19 protein-coding genes are annotated in these 16408 nt (G+C 28.6%); 16 read left to right on the forward strand and 3 right to left on the reverse strand.

Annotated features, from left to right (window positions below; translation table 11 throughout):
• Positions 1-137 precede the first annotated feature (137 nt).
• The gene (locus GYX91_RS02415; RefSeq protein ID WP_084585045.1) at positions 138-476 is read left to right on the forward strand and encodes a hypothetical protein; all 339 of its coding nucleotides are present in this window, start codon (positions 138-140) and stop codon (positions 474-476) included.
• Positions 477-685: 209 nt separating this feature from the next.
• Here the strand turns inward: GYX91_RS02415 and GYX91_RS02420 are convergent, their stop codons facing one another.
• From GYX91_RS02420 to GYX91_RS02430, 3 genes are all read right to left on the reverse strand, one after another.
• Positions 686-1384: a S24 family peptidase gene (locus GYX91_RS02420; protein ID WP_174829855.1), complete on the reverse strand. Its 699-nt coding sequence runs from the start codon at positions 1382-1384 to the stop codon at positions 686-688.
• A 263-nt stretch (positions 1385-1647) separates the two neighbouring features.
• The gene (locus GYX91_RS02425; RefSeq protein ID WP_174829856.1) at positions 1648-1935 is read right to left on the reverse strand and encodes a helix-turn-helix transcriptional regulator; all 288 of its coding nucleotides are present in this window, start codon (positions 1933-1935) and stop codon (positions 1648-1650) included.
• 496 nt (positions 1936-2431) lie between these two features.
• On the reverse strand, positions 2432-3151 hold the full coding sequence (locus GYX91_RS02430) for a helix-turn-helix transcriptional regulator (protein WP_084585048.1): 720 nt from the start codon (positions 3149-3151) through the stop codon (positions 2432-2434).
• A 474-nt stretch (positions 3152-3625) separates the two neighbouring features.
• Here GYX91_RS02430 and GYX91_RS02435 point away from each other — a divergent pair, with 474 nt between their 5' ends.
• The 15 genes from GYX91_RS02435 (at position 3626) to GYX91_RS02505 (ending at position 16273) form a co-directional block, all read left to right on the forward strand.
• On the forward strand, positions 3626-4225 hold the full coding sequence (locus tag GYX91_RS02435) for a hypothetical protein (protein WP_038648669.1): 600 nt from the start codon (positions 3626-3628) through the stop codon (positions 4223-4225).
• A 248-nt stretch (positions 4226-4473) separates the two neighbouring features.
• Positions 4474-4800 carry a zinc ABC transporter substrate-binding protein gene (locus GYX91_RS02440; protein WP_174829857.1) on the forward strand — a complete coding sequence of 109 codons (327 nt, stop codon included), beginning with the start codon at positions 4474-4476 and terminating at the stop codon, positions 4798-4800.
• 729 nt (positions 4801-5529) lie between these two features.
• A complete protein-coding gene (locus GYX91_RS02445; protein ID WP_174829858.1) occupies positions 5530-5934 on the forward strand; it encodes a DUF4279 domain-containing protein in 405 nt (134 codons plus the stop codon).
• A gap of 304 nt (positions 5935-6238) precedes the next feature.
• Positions 6239-6724, forward strand: a complete 486-nt coding sequence (locus GYX91_RS02450) for a hypothetical protein (protein WP_174829859.1) — start codon at positions 6239-6241, stop codon at positions 6722-6724.
• A gap of 473 nt (positions 6725-7197) precedes the next feature.
• Positions 7198-7599: a hypothetical protein gene (locus tag GYX91_RS02455; RefSeq protein WP_174829860.1), complete on the forward strand. Its 402-nt coding sequence runs from the start codon at positions 7198-7200 to the stop codon at positions 7597-7599.
• 567 nt (positions 7600-8166) lie between these two features.
• Positions 8167-8400 carry a YrhB domain-containing protein gene (locus GYX91_RS02460; protein WP_084553243.1) on the forward strand — a complete coding sequence of 78 codons (234 nt, stop codon included), beginning with the start codon at positions 8167-8169 and terminating at the stop codon, positions 8398-8400.
• Positions 8401-8769: 369 nt separating this feature from the next.
• Positions 8770-9255 carry a hypothetical protein gene (locus tag GYX91_RS02465; protein ID WP_174829861.1) on the forward strand — a complete coding sequence of 162 codons (486 nt, stop codon included), beginning with the start codon at positions 8770-8772 and terminating at the stop codon, positions 9253-9255.
• 839 nt (positions 9256-10094) lie between these two features.
• On the forward strand, positions 10095-10466 hold the full coding sequence (locus GYX91_RS02470; protein WP_174829862.1) for a hypothetical protein: 372 nt from the start codon (positions 10095-10097) through the stop codon (positions 10464-10466).
• Between the two features lie 47 nt (positions 10467-10513).
• Positions 10514-10825 carry a hypothetical protein gene (locus tag GYX91_RS02475; protein WP_174829863.1) on the forward strand — a complete coding sequence of 104 codons (312 nt, stop codon included), beginning with the start codon at positions 10514-10516 and terminating at the stop codon, positions 10823-10825.
• A gap of 416 nt (positions 10826-11241) precedes the next feature.
• The gene (locus GYX91_RS02480) at positions 11242-12180 is read left to right on the forward strand and encodes a HEAT repeat domain-containing protein (RefSeq protein WP_174829864.1); all 939 of its coding nucleotides are present in this window, start codon (positions 11242-11244) and stop codon (positions 12178-12180) included.
• Between the two features lie 104 nt (positions 12181-12284).
• Positions 12285-13166, forward strand: a complete 882-nt coding sequence (locus tag GYX91_RS02485; protein ID WP_174829865.1) for a lyase — start codon at positions 12285-12287, stop codon at positions 13164-13166.
• 375 nt (positions 13167-13541) lie between these two features.
• Entirely contained in the window at positions 13542-13943 is a 402-nt protein-coding gene (locus GYX91_RS02490) for a hypothetical protein (protein WP_084584857.1), read from the forward strand.
• Between the two features lie 232 nt (positions 13944-14175).
• Positions 14176-14775, forward strand: a complete 600-nt coding sequence (locus tag GYX91_RS02495) for a hypothetical protein (protein ID WP_174829866.1) — start codon at positions 14176-14178, stop codon at positions 14773-14775.
• A gap of 27 nt (positions 14776-14802) precedes the next feature.
• Positions 14803-15438 carry a hypothetical protein gene (locus GYX91_RS02500; protein ID WP_174829867.1) on the forward strand — a complete coding sequence of 212 codons (636 nt, stop codon included), beginning with the start codon at positions 14803-14805 and terminating at the stop codon, positions 15436-15438.
• Positions 15439-16042: 604 nt separating this feature from the next.
• The gene (locus GYX91_RS02505) at positions 16043-16273 is read left to right on the forward strand and encodes a hypothetical protein (protein ID WP_174829868.1); all 231 of its coding nucleotides are present in this window, start codon (positions 16043-16045) and stop codon (positions 16271-16273) included.
• Positions 16274-16408 lie beyond the last annotated feature (135 nt).

A 16408-nucleotide genomic window follows, 5' to 3' on the forward strand; every position in this document is an offset into this window, starting at 1 on the left:
ATACCCTCAAGACGGAGGAGTTTTTGAGGGCTTTAAATTAATTAAAGGGGATTAAATTTAATAATACATTAATAAATGTAAATAGTCTATACATAGCAGCCGTTCTGACTGCTTTTTTTATTTATGAAAGGTTTGATATGTACAAATTAGGCAGTCGTTCTCTGAACAATTTACGCGACGTTGATGCCAATCTGGTTAAGGTCGTTAAGCGAGCCATTGAAATCTCTAAGCAGGATTTTACCGTTATTGAGGAGAAAAGAAGTAAGGAACAGTGTTTCATCAATTACGGTAAAGGGTGTACAGCTAATGAATGCGTGAAAAAGGGAGTTGATCCGAAATACGCGCGGCCGAATGAAAAAAAAGTGACTTGGGTAAGTACACCGCTGGCGAGTAAGCACGCAACAAGGCGCGCGGTGGTTATTTATCCGTACCCTATCAATAGGAAAGATAACGACCCGAAGATTCGCTGCAATTAATGAAGCCATGCAACAGGCAGCCAAGGAGCTGGGAGAAAAAAATCAACTGGGGCGGCAACATTTATCAAGGTATTGCCATTTAATATGTGCGAATTTTGATGTCCTCCACACTATAAATGACTAGGTTTTCGGCTATTTAGATAAAATAGCAATTTAATGTAATAATCTCTCTCTTTTTCTTTTCTTGCAATTTAAAACATAAATTTATGTTATAGCAAAACTGACCACCAAAATATTTTTCCAATAACAGTAATTGCTCCTGTATCAACCTCTTCATCAGGATATGAGTTAAAATTATAACTTTGTATCAGAATTTTGTTGCCAGGTCGTCTTTTTAGGATTTTGATACATAATAAACCGTCATGATTAATTGCGTATAATTTACCATCTTTAATCTGAGTATTACTCGTATTGATTCCAACAATTGCTCCATCTGGAATAGCTGGTTCCATACTATCATTATCAGCCACAATACATACTAAACATCTTAGATCAATACCTTTTTGATTTAACATTGTTCGTGAAAAGCGCATTTTCATATTATTAAAATTTTGTATATCTGATACAAATCCGTTACCTGAGCTTAAAATATTATCCGTATAAAAAGGAACTTCAATCTCATCATTCCCCAATGGGCATGATTCGTCATATATATATCTGGGTGCTCCTAGATGAAAGGCATTTGATTGATTAATTTTGATTTTATTGTCTTCTTCTTTAGCTAACCAACCTGATGGTAGATTTAAAGTTCGTTCTATATGTAAAGCCAAAACGTCGCCAACAGCCCTGCGATTAGTTACCCATTGATTAACTTGAGCTGGAGATCTTTTAATTGCCTCTGCAAATTTTACTTGGCTTCCGTTGAATGAATTATTTATTAAATACAATATTTTATCTCGTCTATCCATTTTTAAATCCTAATATTAGAGTTGTGAATTATAGTTAATTGTAAAATCTATTGTTTACCTAGAAATTGATCAGCTGTGTAACATTTAGAATTAATTAGTTTTTCTACCAAGTTTATTATGGTTGCTTGGAATGTATACTATAGAGATTTAGATGTCCTTCAAACAAAAAACACCGGTAAACAGCTGCCGGTATTTACATGCAAAAATACTGTGTTAATACGGCTGAAATCATTTAAATAATGAAAATAAACTGTTAATTTAAATTATATATCAAAAAAATCTAAAGGTAATGCTTTCCAAAATTTACCGTGAATTATTAATCGATCTAAATCATCTGGTGCAATATCAAAATCTGTATATGAATAAAGTTTATTATCAGATATTACATTGATTACCCCCGATTTCCCTCTTGCTAGTCTTTTAATATAGGTATAACCATCAAATGTTATAAGATAAATTCCGGTATCTTGAAATTTATCTATATCAGTTTTAATGAATGTTATGGAGAGTCTGGGTATAGTAGATTCCATTAAATCCCCGTCAGGAGGCATAAGCTAAACACTTTGTAAATTTGTTGTGCCTAATAGCTTTATAATAGCATCGTTAGGAATCTCAACTGTCCTAAGAAGTACTGTACTGGAAATTCAGAAATTATGGTTCCTTGACCGCAAAAAGCACTCCTATCATATAATTTCAGGATTGTAGAATTGCTATTTACTGTTTCCAATGTGCTTGATTTTTGAGCTAATGAATCAGTGTCATTTGTTTTATATTTTGGATCTGTTCCATCTGCTAACCATTGAGCTGAAAAAGCTGTATTTTTTGACAGTTCTAACAAAGGTTTTTTACCAAGCCTGTATCACCATTAAACCATTGATTAACCAATTCTTTACTAAACTTAGCAATATTGGCTAGTTCGATTTGTTTGCTGAGCCCACACTCAGCCATTAATTCTATTAAACGATCTCTTAGTGTACTAGGCATTTTATTTGTAATAAATATCGATAGAAAGTTTTATTATAATTTATTCTTAAATAGATCTACGCATTAAGCTAAAACAGACCACCAAAACACCCTACCAATTATATGTATTTCTTCCCGATTGACTTCTTCGTCCTTATATTCTGAAGAATTAAAACTTTGGATCAATAATTTGTTTCCTGGGCGTCTTTTTAAAATATTTATACGCAGTAATCCATTATGATTTATTGCATATATTTTGCCATCTCGAATATCTTTATCATCTGTATTGATCCCGATAGTACTGCTATCTGGAATAACAGGATACATACTATTGCCATTTGCTGTAACGCACACAACGGATTCTGGATTAATGCCGTGCTTTGCAAAAATAGAACGCGCAAAACAAAGTTTATATATATTGTAATCTTTGATGTATTCTGCAAAATCATTACTTGCCGAAAAACTAATTTCCTTATAAAACGGTACTTCTATTTCAACGTCACCTGAAGGTTTAGAATAGCCCCAGATTTCTAGAGTGCCGAGATACACAGAATTTGATTTTGAATTTTTTTGGTGATCTTGATCCATCCATCCCTTAGGTTTATTCATGGCTTCTTCTAATTTTGAAGCCATATTTGATCCGATATTTTTTGCTTTGCCATTTTGAACAGGTGTGCGATTAATTATTTGATATAAGTAACTAGACTGTTTATATCCTGCTCTTTTAGCTAGTTGCGTTACACCTCCAGCTTCTTTGACTAATAGGTTTAAATTTTCAAGTCTTATTTTAGATGTAATTTTCATAACTTATCCTAAATAATTTCCAAAACACAATTCTAGTTGTGACTTTTTATTTTCACTAGTTTTTTATTAAAATTTTATCAATATATTCAAAAGACAAAAGGAGCGCTTTTATAGCGGTTTAATTATCAGGGATTGTCGTGTTTTATTTGCTTTAATAACTAAAAAAAACCGGTTAACCGAGGCTTTATAATTAAAAGTAAATCAGTTAACAATATCATTTTCTAAATATGTCTTGTTAAGAGACGATATTGAATTAAATTTATACAGCATTATAGTGATAAGGAATGATCGCAAAAAGAATTTACTCAAGTGATTTAGTAAATTAATTGATTAAAGATTGATATTGCTATAGAAAAGATTCATTTGATCGATTTCTTCAGATTAAGAAAGGGATGAGATAGTTCTGAAGAAAAGAAACTAGTAGTATGAAAATCGTAATAGTTGTTGAGTGACATTTCCTAAGGATAAATTCAGATGATTATTGAAGATTTAAATATAAACTGGAAAGCAGATGGTTTATCAACATATGATTGGCCTGCAATGGATAAAAATGGAAAAATTGCAATAATGGTGAATGAATCTTGGGGAGATTTACCTAAAGCTCTATTATCCAATGATAATGCAAAATCATTACTAAATCCTTTTTTTGAACACATCTATGAAGGTCTGGATGAATATAGTCAATATTCATACAACAAACATGGACAAACAATATTGGATTTATATACTAATAATTATACGGATTTAAAAAAAAGGAAAGATGTTGAAAAGTCAGTAGCAAAGTTATCTAAGCAGAAGGTACTTTTAGATGAGGGACTATCTGCAAAAAAGGGGGTGTTTGTATATTATGGATTTCTTGATTATGAGGAAAATTATTTTTTAGTTGATTATATAGGAAAAATTAAAACCGGGGATTATTATAGATCTTATCTTCCAACAATCTATGCTTCAATCGAAGATTTACCGAAAGAGTTGTGGCCGGTAATCGTCGTATCTGATACGGTGGATTTTACAAAAGATAGAATATTCGATAATGATAAAATTAGTGAGTATTTTCCCAGAATGTTTAGCTAAAATATAGTTTAATTAAAAGCTCAGCTTATGCTGGGCTTTTATAATTTAAAGAATCTGGAAAATTATTATTATTTAATGGAACTGAAAATTTTTAAGAAGGAAAATATTATCGTGAAAGAACATGTGCTAAGGTAGTCAGTAAAAACGTTAATTCTTTAAATATTTATAGACTACTAAAAAATGGTAGCTGGACAAGGCAAGAATACCCACTAAGTATGTTTGGACGATTCCCAAAAAGGTAAAAAATAATGGATAAAAGAGAAATTTATATAGAGATGCTTTATTGGGCATTACCTCATATTAGAAATCTTCAAACTCATGGTATGCTTAAAAAAGCTTTGGATAAATCCTGCTGTTTAGAAGCTCAACTGGTACATAATTTGCCATTAAAACTTTTGAATTCAGATTTTAATGAATCTGATGTGCATTTTTTGAATTATCAGACTAAATATTATTTTGAAAATTGTAATAATAGAATATCACCAAACTATAATATACATATTGAATGTATTAAAAAATTATTTAAATTAGTTCCCGATGAATTAAAAGGAATACTTGAATGGAGTCGTCCTTAATTCTTAAAAAAAATTAAGCATTAAATAAAGCTAATATAAAGTCCCTGTTCTCAAACAGGGACTTTTTTACCATAAGTAATATACAAAAAGTTCATTTAAATCCCAGTTTTGCTAAAAAATTATTCTGCTAGACTTTTCTTTTCAAAGCAAAGCAATATTTTATATATATATTACTCATAATTTTATAAATCTATCTTCTAAAATTATGATGTTTACACGAAATAAGATAAACAAATTCAGCTAATTACAAAAATGGTTATATAAACCAATATGACTAACATACGAAATTTTCTCCTTATAGAAACTTGGATATAAATTTTATTATTGTGCCTATTTTAGTATTTTGAATTGCAAATAAGAAGCTATGTAGTAGGAATAAGCTAAAGCATATTACTGGTGTATGAAAAAAAATAAAATTTAGATAAAAGAAATATAGCTACTTTTGATGTGCCAAAGCTTGTTGATAATAGTCGGAATAGAAAATGTTAAAATAAATAATGCTTATTGCCGAAAAGCAATATCTGAATCACTTGAACCAGTTTAAAATAAAAGTTAGGGAAAATCTAAAAATGCAAAAGATAATTATTTAAATAAAAGGATTATGTACATAAATTCGTAGTTAGAAAGAAATAGTTGAAATAGTAAATAAATATACATAAATTATGAATATTCAGGCATGGTGGAACTGAAAATGGTATTCTAAATGGGTATTACTGATAGGATTATAAAATGTTACAAACTGAAGTGATTATTGAATTTATCATATGTGGACCAGATTTTAATCCAGATAGTGTAACCAAATTACTTGGAATTTCGCCTACAAAATATACTATCAGGGGGAGTATGAAAAATTGCAAGTATAGCCCAGCTATAGAAACCACCTGGTGTTTACAGCATTGTATAAATTCACTAAATGATCTGGATCATCAAGTACGTCAGATAATTGATAAAATTGAAAACAAATTAAATATATTATTAAAATTTAAAGAAGAGAATGATATAGATTTTGTATTCACAATTTATGGCCATGTATATAAGAATGAACAGCGATCAGATATATATTTGAAAAAAAATACGTTAGATTTCATATCTGATTTAGGTAGTAAATTAACGATGGATATCGAATTTTGGTAAATAGATATACTAATATTTTTTATACACTATTGTAGAAAGTAAATTAATAATAAAAAAATCCTGGTTTTCAAGCTGGGATTTTTTTAAGTGATTAACTAAAGCAAATGAGTATTCTGATTTATAAAAGAGGGAAATTAATAGGATTGGGCACATTTATAATAACATTAAAAATAAAATATTTTAATATAAATTGACATTCAAAATTTAGTATCAAATTAATCTAATAAAAGCTGAAAATCAATGCGATAATATGAACATATTAGGAAGTATGTATGAAATATACAAAACGATGGAGATAGTAAAAATGAAAAACTCATTCGAATTTAAAGGTAGGTTGTACGGTGAAAAAATAGATATGAGTCAACCTACATTAGCAGACATCTTTAAGGGTTTATTTAACCGAGTCACAAGAAGAAAAATTCAAGCTAATGAAACGGTTGGTATTAATATTAATAATCCTTCATTAACAGAAATTAATGATACTTTAAATTTATTTACATCTGTCACAGGATGCCTTTATTTGGAACAATATAAGCAGAAAAGTTTCGAACCTTATCAATTAACTCTTTACTCTCAAAATCAGAAATATATGGTGATGTTTGCATATGTTAGTGTAGGGCCTGATGATGAAATCAGAACTTTTGATGATTCGACTCGTCCCAATATCATGGTAGATATGCTTGGTGATAATTGGAGTAATGCAATGATAGTCGACGATTTTAGTCTGGTTAGGAGAGCTTTTACTGAATTTTATTTAACAGGTGATATTGATCGTGAAATAGTTTCTTAATGATTAAAAAATCGATTAATTGAGTTTTTTTAGTTGAAAAATTAACTAAAAAATTAGTATTGAATATTACTAATATAATATCCTCAAATCTCCTCAAAATATATTCAGATACTCCGTTATCAAGAGTCATTGGATTTTAAGGTAAATAAAACAGAGTTAATTAAAACCTAAACCTGAAAAATAGCTGAATCTATATTTAAATTATCAGATAATTAATAATTTGAATATGTAAGTAACCTAGAAATTGAAATAAGTGATGCGAACAGTCAGAATTAAAAACCGGATTATCTATTTGTTCTGAATTCATGGTGCAAAACCAGTATCAAACCCATCAGTAAAGTGGGTAAAAATTGAAAAAAATTTGCCGGAAAATGATTTAAAAAAATTCTAAAATTAAGTTAATTGAAATGGTAAAATAATAAGTTAGTGATATTTAATAAACATTTTTCATAGAAAATACAGGATTAAAAGATATGCAACAAATTGATGATTTTGGGTTGGGAACAATAGAGTTTGTAAACTATGGTTGTGATTTATCATTAAAATTAACAAGTGTCTACCATGAGGGCGCAGAAATGGGAAAAGTTATATGTAAGGATGTTAAATATATTTCTTTTTCGGATTATGATTTAAATAAGGATGAGGGATTTGAGGGTCGTTATATTCCGTCAATGTTTATTAAAAAATTAGACAATATTTGGTTAGAAGAGCCTTATAAAACAGGACGTTCTGTAATTTATACTGATATTGCAGAAGAAAAAATAGCCGCTTATGAAATTAACTTGGAGACTGGGGATTTTGAAGGAAGAATTATTTGTTTAGAAATCATATTGGATATTAAAGATAAATATAAAAATATACTTATTGAAGTGTAAGCTTTAACTTTTATGGACTAAAATTTTTGGTTTTAAATCATAACTTAATAGTTAATCTAAACATAATTACTCAATCAATAATTTAAAATATACGTTATTGTTATTCAATAGCACGTCAAAAAATGAATGTTATAATAATTTAATTTGATCCACTTAGTTTGACTCTGCAAAGGTTTGCTGTTTAAGCTTTGTGTTAGTGTGTCGATAAAAGCACTTATTATATCGGTATAACTTTAAATGGCAATATTGACTTGAATTAATACTGCATTATGTAGAAAAGGTTTATCAGCAAAGAGTATGTATTGCGATTGATTTTGTAAGTCAATTGATTAAAGATTGATTTTCCAATAGAAAAGATTTATTTTATCGATTTCTTCAGGTTAAGAAAGGGGTAAAATGGTTCAGAAGAAAAAAGGTTAGTGGTATAAAAACTGTAATAATTGCTGAGTGAGATATCTTAAGGATAATTGGAGGTAGTTATTGAAGATTTATATATAAACTGAAAGAGGACTAAATAATGATTAAGTTTACCGAAGCTTTAAAATTGGCAAGAAACCATATATCAAAATGAATATTTCTTGTGAAATTGTTCATATAGAAAGATTTTCTGAAGGCTGGTATTTTTGTTATCAATCTAGAAACTATTTAGATACAGGCAATTTTTCTGATATATTAGCAGGTAATGCTCCTATTATAGTTGATAAAGATACTGGAGCAGTCATTAATACAGTATCTGCTTATCCTATAGAACAATATATAGAAAAATATATAAATGAGAAAAAATCAAAATCTAAAAAATAAATTCACTAAAATCCTATCTGAAAAATTGACTGAAGTTGTTTAGGAGTTATTTAAAAACCGATATGATAATGACTGTTATTATATATCAGTGAAATTGTACACAATTACATATAAATATTGAGTTAGATGGGAAGGATAATCACCATATTCAGAATATCAGATATAGTTATTATTGTGTGCACTAGTTGGTTTTGTTAATTTAGTTCTGACTTCCAAATTTGTAAAATACTAAAACTAGGTAAAAAATCGTTAATAAAAATTTGATAAAGTAGATATAGTCTGGAAAATATTAAAATACAGATACCATAAAGTTGAAAAAATTAATAAAATAAGCTAATTTAGATAAACTACTAAATATTATTTCATCCTATGATAGAAAAAGAAAATATATTATATAGAGGCTTATGTCTTGCTAAAAATGATTATTTTGCTGCAAAAATTTCCTATACTCGTGTATTTGGAATAAATATTGATTTAAGCATAGTTATTTATAGAAAAGATACGTGGGAATCTTATAAATCTTTTTACTTTAAGGGCTTAGCTTCTCGTGCTGATCAAAAAGAATGGTTTAAAAAAGCTGAAAAAATGGTGATGCAGTTAGATAAGCCTGAAGACTGGAAAAGACCACATCGTTATTGTTTAGCACTTTATGCTAAACAGGTATTAGAAGATGATTTTTTTAGAGAAAATTTATACTTCGACAAAGAAATAAATAGTAAATATATATACAATTATACTATGACTTCGCGTTTAAAGGAAATTGTGTTAATCAAAAAATTAAACCTGTTATCGGAAGAAGAAAAAAAAACAGTTATTTATACTGCGCGAATGGGAAAAAAATATATGGGCTTATGAGGATATACATTATGCATTGTTTGGTCGCGAGTATCTTTACAATAATCTGCATGATAAGGAAAAATTTTCAGATTATTATGAAAAATACAATACAGAATTTCAAATCTTCCTTTCAGACTAAAAGCAGTTTATAAAAAGTATTATATATTGATATTGATGAAGGTAATCGAAAGTGTCGTATGTTAGGAAATTGCAATATAACAACCTTTATAAATCAGATTTTCCATCAGGGAAGTAAAAATAAAACCATCTGATTTATCCTGCAAAAGACTCGTTTATCTAAAAATACCTTTTAAAACACCTTAGCTGTAGCTACAACATTAGTAATTATCTAAATAGGATTAGCAATGATTCTGTAATGAACAGGTATGCTCTATAAGCTAGGTGATGAGTATAGACAGAATGATGTTAACAGCCGATAATCGAAATTTAAATGCTATATCATCAAAGCTAAACAGTAACAAAATACAAAGCTCGAAAATTATGAAACGTGTTGTATTTGAAAACAGTAAACTGAATTCCATAATCGAAATACCAGAAATCTGTAGTTTCAGAGACAATAAAATGATATAAACTTAATTTTTGTAAATGACTGCTAAAATTAAAATGGACAAACAGAGCGGTATAGATTGATCTAATATGATTACCAAAGTGTATAAATACCTAAGGCTAAGTGAGTGTGAATCTCTCAGGATAAGAAATCCAAATGCCAAAATGTTTAATATACAAGAGATTTTATAGCTATAAAATATATTCTGTTATAGGCAGAATACCAGAAATAATGAGATTGAGAAAAAATAGTATTACATTAATCAATACAACCATAATGGTGTAGATATATGTGGAAAAATATAAGCAACAAAGAATGCTTTAAACAATACGATGTAGAAAAAGTAGTTGCAGAGTTTATGATTTCAATGCCGATATTACCAAATGGGAAATTGAAAATTAGAATTATTGACTTTGCGGAACAGTTTGATAAATCGTTAAAAAGGTATTTAGGAAGTACTAATATACTGATTATCAAAAAATATGTTTATAACGGAGAAATTAGGAATGGAGCGGCTTTAGGTCCAGTTGAAGACGGGGATACTATTGAAGAAGCATTGGAAAATACTATTCGAGGTTTTTTCGAGAGAATGAAAGAGTGCAATCTGGAAAGCTTAACTGATGAAGATATAGAATATGATGACTACTGTATAAATATGTAATATTCAAATAAAATAAATTATTATATTATAAAGATAGGAGATATTGTATGTGGCGCCAAATAAATTTTAAAAATGTGAAAATAGAAAAACTGGTCGGCGAATTTGGTTTTTGGGTGGCTATCGGTTATCCTTTCAATAGGATGACAATTAGGATATATGAAAATGCAGAAGGTGAATTCAGGGGGTGCACAAGTCTGGCTTTTAAATTTACAGACACAGGTAAATTTGAAAACAATTTAGGTAACGGAACCAGCCTAGAGGAAACACTCAATAATGTAATAACGAAATTTGACTCGCTTGTAAAAGAAGTGGGTCCTGACAATCTTGAATGTAAACCTGTAGATTGGCATATTTTTTAATAGGAATTAAGAAAAAATCTCTGTGAAAACAGAGATTTTTTTGCTGGTAATTTGTTGTAAAAAATTTATACTAAGTCAGAGAGGAAATTAACCGGGATATTTACCATTGGCATTTTAGTGGTTTATTGATACATAAATTTTATAAAAAATGAAGAAAAGATTTAAAATAACTCGGGATATTTATATAACATCTATTAAACTGTACTAGAACAAATTTTTGATACTTAGATGGAGAAAACCGATAAAAGACCATTTGACGGAATTGTAAGGTGATCGAATTTCAGATTGATAAAATGTATCAGTAATGTTAATTAATCCAGGTATAATTATGAATTACAGGCTAGATTTTATAAAAAATACGGAAAATTAGAAATTTAAGAGTCCAAAAATAAAGATGAAAAAACAGGAGTAATGTAATGGTGATATCTAATCCTGAAATGGAAACAACAGCCAAAAAGAAACAAAATGCCGAGGCTATAAAAAGCAATGAAATATCGAAATATGATAAAAATCAAGAAGATTTTGAATTTCAGTATTGGGAGCAATGTCGTCATTTGTCTGAAAAAGAATTAGTTGCTTTACTTAGCCATGATAATTTCAACTTAAGTTTAGAGGCTGCAAAAGCATTACTGTTAATAGGAGGAAGTAAAGTTATTAAACTTGCTCAAGCAGATAGTTATAATAATAGCTATAAACGCAGAGTGCTGGCTGCTTTTATTTTAGGACAAATCAGGCTAAACACTAAAGAAGAAAAAAATTCTTTGAAAATACTATATGATTTAGCTTTAAATGATCAGTCTGCTATCGTGCGTTCTTACGCGGTATTATCTTTTGGCCAACGATGTAAGGGTATTAAAAATAAAAACTTAGATTCTTTATTAGCCCTTGCTCAAAAGACCATTCTGGATAAATCTTTCAAGGTGAGAGCGAATACTGCCATTGCTTTATCCATGTTTGATTATGAAGTATCAATTCCATTACTGATTAAGCTTTTAAAAGATACTCACAGTGAGGTAAAAAACTGGGCGGCATTTGCAGTGAATGTAAATGGCTATGATACACCGGAAATCCGAAATTGTTTTGTCTTATTATTGAAAGAAAATAATTTTGATGTTCGATATGAGGCAATAACTGGTTTAGCAAAGAGGCTTAATAAAAGTGTTGCTCAGCTTATAATTCAAGAATTAAGTGAAGATAAGATAGATGATAGAATGATAGAACTAATAAGCTACTTAAGAGATGTTTCGTTATTACCTGTGCTTTATCAGATAAAAGATAAATTTGGCTTATCCAAAAAATTAAATATGTGTATTGAAAATTTAGAAAAATTAAAAGTCAAAACAAAATTTATATAATAGAAATTCTGCGCAGATTGAAGAGCAATAGTGGAGAGTAAATTCTCTGAAAAATGCAGGTAGTAGAAAATTGAGAACTGATAATGACATAAAAAAGTGGAGGTATGATGATGGTAAGATCAGCATATGATAAAAAAAAGGATGATATTCACTTTGAGTATTGGCAGCGATGCCGGTATTTACCTGAAGATAAATTAATAGCTTTGCTTGATCATGATAATTTTAAATTAAGCTTAGAAGCTGCAGCATCATTGCAGTTAAGGGGTGGAAGTAAAATTATCCGGCTTGCTCAAATGGATAGTTTTAGTAATCGTTATAAACGCAGAGCCCTGGCTGCTTTTATTTTAGGACAAATCAAGTTAAACACTAAAGAAGAAAAAATATCTTTGAAAATATTGTATGATTTAGCTTTAAATGATCAATCTGCTATCGTACGCTCTTATGCGGTATCATCTTTTGGTCATCGCTGTTTTGGTCATCGCTGCGAAAAAGCTAAAAAGAAATATGCAGACACTTTATTATCCCTTGCTCAAAGTACCGTACTGGATAAATCTGTCATGGTGAGAGTAAGTACAGCTTTTGCTTTATCCGTATTTAAAAATAGAGCATCAATACCATTACTGATTAAACTTTTAAAAGATACTCATAGTGAAGTAAAAAATTGGGCGGCATTCGCGGTGAATGTAAATAACTATGACACACCGGAGATTCGTAATTGCTTTGTATTATTATTAGATGAAAAAAACTTTGAAGCTCGATTTGAAGCAATAATTGGTTTAGCAAAGAGGCAAGATAAGCGTGTTACTCAGATACTAATTCATGAATTAAGTCAGGAAAGAATATATGATGAAATGGTTGAGGTTACAGCATATCTGGGAGATGTTTCTTTATTACCAACTCTTTATCAAGTAAAAGATAAATTTGGTACATTCAAAGAATTAAATACTTCAATTAAAGTGTTGGAACATTTAAAGTCAAAACTATAGATTTTTGAAATTAGATAAGATAGGTTAATGCTCAATATAATAACAATAAATTAATAAAATATGTAATAAAAAAATAAGGTAAATCGATAGAAATGTATTTAGAAGTAGCGAACCGGAAGCAAATAGTTTGATCCTCTGAATATTGATTTTCCGGATATGTATTAGTAATATGGTATCTGGCTCTATCAACTACTTTTAATTGTAACTATGCTTGATAAGCAAGGGGAATCAGATAAACTTAGTAGATAAACATAGGTAGTGAGGTCTGAATGAAAAAATATTAAGTAACTAATAATTGATATGTTTAGTAATTTGTAATTATAATAGCTGCAAATTAATCAGGTTAATGTTTATTTCAATAAATTTTAATATAATATGGTAATTTTTTTTATTATTCTCTTTATTTTTTCTATATTGGTTTCTATTTATATAGATAGAAGTCATAAAAAAAAATATTTAGAGAATTTAAAAAATACTAGAAAATATTTGGACGATGAAGAAATTTTGAATTTATATCATGACAGTGAATTCTCTGAAACCAGTATTTTGGAACTATGGCATGAAGTTGCCAATAATTTTGACGTTCCCTCAGGTTATTTGAGACCAGAAGATGAGCTGGCGGATATGGGTATAATAAATTTTACAGAAGATCACCCTAAGCTAGAAGATATAACAGATATTGCAATAGAAAGAATGAAAGCGTTGAATAAACCAATTAATTTACAGGATATTTCAACACTTGATGATTATATAAGAGCATTAGCTGTTAAAAAGTAGATAAATTATTCAATTTGAATATTAGGTAATCTTATTGTACATCTAAATAGAAAATGTCGGATAGAAATCAGCAGAAATTATTTTTTATAAGATTAATGAAATAATTTTGACTTATAATTTCAGGCATTATTAAATGCCAATTTATAAATTAAAAAAACATTGAAGATTCTAAAAAAAATGATACTAATGTATGGGTAAATAAAATTACACATTAATTTTACATTAGACTAATATGGAAAGCGGATTAAGAAAAGGTTATTTGGCAAGAAATGATTATTTCATTGTTACTGTTACAGGATTTATATACAGACTAGATACATGGGAATCATATACACATTGTACAGAAATTCTATTTGCAAATTTAGAGAAAAAAGATAACTCTGCTTTAAATATAAAGTTTAAACATTTTTCTGAACTAGCTAAAAAATTTATTTCCCGACTAGATCAACCTGAAGACTGGAAACGACCTTATCGTTATTGTGTGGCTCGCTATGCCAAACAGATTTTAAAGGATGATATTTTTAGTGAAAATCTAAATTATAACAAATATATAAATGATAAATATATATATCGCTACACAATGATTTCACGTTTAAAGGAAACTGCATTAATCAAAAAATTAAATTTATTAACGTATGAAGAAAAAAAACAGCTGTTTATACTAAAGGATTGGGAAAAGAAAGCGTATCGTTATGAGGACGTATTTTATGGAGTCTTTTGTCGAAGATGTATGTATGAATTTTTGAATGATAAAGAAATTTTTGAAAAAGATTACAAGCGATATGAAGCAGAATTCGAGCGATTCAGAAAAGAATATGAATTATTTAGATAAATATTATTTAAAATAAGCTGATATTTTATGAATAAAATACAAAACAAATTTATAGGATTATGTCTGGCAAAAAACAATTATTTTGCAGCCACTATTTGCCGTTTGGAAGAAGTAGAAGGTTATGTTAATGTATATGTAATGGTGAATAGAAAAGATACATGGGAATTTTATAAATCTTTTAATATTCAAAGTATGTTCTCTGATTTAGGGCAGAAGCAATGGTTTGAGACCGCGGAAAAATTTATTGCTCAGTTAGAAAAACCTGAAGACTGGAAAAAACCACATCGATTCTGTTTAGCCCGCTATACCAGACAAGTGTTAGCTGATAGTATTTTTCATAATAATTTAGCTTATTTTAAAGAGGTCAACGATGTAGATGTATACATATGGTATTACTATAGGAATTCCCGTTTTCAGGAGGTTATATTAATTAGAAATTTAAATTTATTATCAGCTGAAGAGACAAAGCAGTTATTTGTACTTAAAGAGTGGGAGAAGCAGGCGTTTTCTTATCAGGATATACATAGTGCACTTTATGGTCGAAAATATCTGTATAAACGCATATATAATAGAAATAAATTTAAAGACTATTATGAGAAATATAACAATGAATTAAAAAATTTTATTGCTGAAAACAAAGACAATATTATTGGAAAATCTTAAAATTCATTGTATTTAACAAAGATGACAAGGTATTCGGAATAATTATTAGATATACCATTATTTTATAAAATATACTTAAAAAGATTATGGTGAAAATTTATAATAAAAATAGATAAGCTTGTCAAAGTCATATCCAGATGATGCTTTTGTAAGCTAAAAAGTAAAAGAAAGCGTGTAAAAATAAAAGCATTGAACAAAAATTTTTACTTACTAATTGAGATTAGTAATCTTCAGAATCCATATTGTGAAGATAAAAAAAAATATGAATCTATTGGGAGGTAAGGATTAATGATAAATTGTTACTTAGGACATAACTGATGATGTACTTAGTTGGCCTGGAGGAAAACTTCATCTGTATATGATGCACTTGAGCAGATTGTTTTGCGTATACTTTTGGAATATTATGATAAAATTTTTGTTCTTATAAAAGAAATAGAGGATGTCATAGTGAGCTTAGTCAATTAAAAAATCTTTAGAGGGTGGAGAATTAGACGATGAAGAAATAAACAGAAAGTAATTAAAATAAAAATTATCAATTGATGTTGATATATTTACTTATATTTTATATATTAGACTTATAAAATATAAACAAAGGATATAAAAAATGCAGACTTTATTTCGTTTAAGTTATGTTACTTATTCATATCATGGAAACAAGAAAATCTCACAGGCGTCACCGAATTCTGACGATTTTGATGGTGAGGCATTTCAAACTTTAGGTATTTATAGTACTTATGAGATAGCTTTAGAAAGAAAAAAAAATTTTTCAAAAATTTATTATGTAAGTAATTTGAAAAGATTAGATATTGATGAGACTTATTTAGATGTGGTGTAACTATCCCCTAAAATAGTACAGCAAGAAAGTAGAAAATTCTCTATGATATTTTTAAGGAGAATTTCAATATGAAAAAATTTTCAGAGCATCAAATTGTATCTATTTTAAATGAAGCTGAAGTTGGCATCTCTGTCA

Source organism: Snodgrassella sp. ESL0304 (assembly GCF_013344995.1).
GTDB lineage: Bacteria > Pseudomonadota > Gammaproteobacteria > Burkholderiales > Neisseriaceae > Snodgrassella > Snodgrassella alvi.

Bases quoted from the DNA above. Each gene is read 5' to 3' on its own strand.
- GYX91_RS02415 (WP_084585045.1), top strand. From the start codon at position 138: ATGTACAAATTAGGCAGTCGTTCTCTGAACAATTTACGCGACGTTGAT.
- GYX91_RS02420 (WP_174829855.1), bottom strand. From the start codon at position 1,384: ATGGATAGACGAGATAAAATATTGTATTTAATAAATAATTCATTCAAC.
- GYX91_RS02425 (WP_174829856.1), bottom strand. From the start codon at position 1,935: ATGCCTCCTGACGGGGATTTAATGGAATCTACTATACCCAGACTCTCC.
- GYX91_RS02430 (WP_084585048.1), bottom strand. From the start codon at position 3,151: ATGAAAATTACATCTAAAATAAGACTTGAAAATTTAAACCTATTAGTC.
- GYX91_RS02435 (WP_038648669.1), top strand. From the start codon at position 3,626: ATGATTATTGAAGATTTAAATATAAACTGGAAAGCAGATGGTTTATCA.
- GYX91_RS02440 (WP_174829857.1), top strand. From the start codon at position 4,474: ATGGATAAAAGAGAAATTTATATAGAGATGCTTTATTGGGCATTACCT.
- GYX91_RS02445 (WP_174829858.1), top strand. From the start codon at position 5,530: ATGTTACAAACTGAAGTGATTATTGAATTTATCATATGTGGACCAGAT.
- GYX91_RS02450 (WP_174829859.1), top strand. From the start codon at position 6,239: ATGAAAAACTCATTCGAATTTAAAGGTAGGTTGTACGGTGAAAAAATA.
- GYX91_RS02455 (WP_174829860.1), top strand. From the start codon at position 7,198: ATGCAACAAATTGATGATTTTGGGTTGGGAACAATAGAGTTTGTAAAC.
- GYX91_RS02460 (WP_084553243.1), top strand. From the start codon at position 8,167: ATGAATATTTCTTGTGAAATTGTTCATATAGAAAGATTTTCTGAAGGC.
- GYX91_RS02465 (WP_174829861.1), top strand. From the start codon at position 8,770: ATGATAGAAAAAGAAAATATATTATATAGAGGCTTATGTCTTGCTAAA.
- GYX91_RS02470 (WP_174829862.1), top strand. From the start codon at position 10,095: ATGTGGAAAAATATAAGCAACAAAGAATGCTTTAAACAATACGATGTA.
- GYX91_RS02475 (WP_174829863.1), top strand. From the start codon at position 10,514: ATGTGGCGCCAAATAAATTTTAAAAATGTGAAAATAGAAAAACTGGTC.
- GYX91_RS02480 (WP_174829864.1), top strand. From the start codon at position 11,242: ATGGTGATATCTAATCCTGAAATGGAAACAACAGCCAAAAAGAAACAA.
- GYX91_RS02485 (WP_174829865.1), top strand. From the start codon at position 12,285: ATGATGATGGTAAGATCAGCATATGATAAAAAAAAGGATGATATTCAC.
- GYX91_RS02490 (WP_084584857.1), top strand. From the start codon at position 13,542: ATGGTAATTTTTTTTATTATTCTCTTTATTTTTTCTATATTGGTTTCT.
- GYX91_RS02495 (WP_174829866.1), top strand. From the start codon at position 14,176: ATGGAAAGCGGATTAAGAAAAGGTTATTTGGCAAGAAATGATTATTTC.
- GYX91_RS02500 (WP_174829867.1), top strand. From the start codon at position 14,803: ATGAATAAAATACAAAACAAATTTATAGGATTATGTCTGGCAAAAAAC.
- GYX91_RS02505 (WP_174829868.1), top strand. From the start codon at position 16,043: ATGCAGACTTTATTTCGTTTAAGTTATGTTACTTATTCATATCATGGA.